At 59.7% G+C, this 1,277-nt stretch carries 1 protein-coding gene; it reads left to right on the forward strand.

Going from position 1 to position 1,277, the window contains the following annotated elements:
• Positions 1–67: 67 nt before the first annotated feature.
• Positions 68–1,233 (forward strand): IS3 family transposase gene (locus tag ABGB18_RS49300; protein ID WP_347702655.1). Its coding sequence is split into 2 segments (ribosomal slippage): positions 68–329 and positions 329–1,233, totalling 1,167 coding nucleotides; the frame shifts between segments, so codons are not numbered across the junction.
• Positions 1,234–1,277: the final 44 nt, after the last annotated feature.

The raw sequence follows: 1,277 nt of genomic DNA on the forward strand, positions 1-1,277 counted from the left end.
TGAGGTGCCCCTGATCTTCCGGACACAGTGCCAAGTAGGGTGCTGACTGGTCTGGAAGGAAGGGTTCGTGGCGGGGAAGAACTATTCAGAGGAGTTCAAGGACGAGGTCGTCAAGGCCGTCTTGGACGAGCAGTCGACGATCGGGCAGGCCGCCAAGGATTTCGGTGTATCGCGGGAGACCGTGCGGAACTGGGTGACCAAGGAGAAGCGTCGCCGGTCGGGGAACACCGAGCCGGCTCGGGATGCCGCGGAGCGTGCACGGGTACGCGAGATGGAACGTCGGATCGCGGAACTTGAGCAGGAGAACGCCTTCTTGAAAAAATGCGCGGCCTTCTTTGCGAGGGAGCAGTAGCCGGCGAGAAGTTCTCGCTGATCCACGCAGAGGAGGCTAACTTCAGCCTGCCCATGATGTGCCGTCTTCTCGGGGTTTCAAGATCGGGCTATTACGAATGGCGGGATCGGCCGATGTCGGCCGGGAAGCGGCGTCGTGAGGACCTTAAACCGTTGATTGAGGAGGTGTTCGCCGAATCGGGGCGGACGTACGGTTATCGGCGGGTGCATGCGGCGCTGGCGCGAATGGGGATCGAGGTCGATGACGAGCTGGTGCGGGCGTTGATGCGGGACCTGGGCCTGACTCCGGTGCAGGTCAAGCGGCGACGTGGGCTGACCGTCGCGGACAAGGCGGCTGGCCTCATCCCGGACCTGGTGGGCCGCGACTTCACCGCTGAGGAGCCCGGAGCCAAGCTGGTCGGTGATATCACTGAGATCAGGACTGGAGAAGGGCCGCTCTATCTGGCTACTGTCATTGATTGCTTTTCGAAGGCGGTGATCGGCTGGGCATTGGATGTGCGGTATCCGGCCGGTTTGGTGTGCGCCGCCCTCGACATGGCCGCGATGCGGGTTGATATTCCCGTTGGAGCGATTTTTCACTCGGATAGGGGCAGTCAATATACGTCTCACGAGTACGCGGTGAGGTTGATGCGGCATGGCTTGAGGCAGTCGGTTGGGCGAACGGGGATTTGTTTTGACAACTCGATGGCGGAATCGTTTTTCGGTAAGCTGAAGACGGAGTTCGTTCATCATCGCAACTTCACGAGTGTGGCGGAGGCGCGTACCGCTGTGATCAAATATATAGAGGGCTTCTATAATCGTCGGCGCCTGCATTCTGTGTTGGGATACCGGCCGCCGCTGGAAGTTCTCGAGGAATGGTTCGATAGGCAAGTCGCTGCATGATATAGTTCATTTACTCCGGTGTCCGGAAAATGCGGGGCATGTCA

Source organism: Nonomuraea sp. B12E4, from assembly GCF_039871825.1.
Lineage (GTDB): Bacteria > Actinomycetota > Actinomycetes > Streptosporangiales > Streptosporangiaceae > Nonomuraea.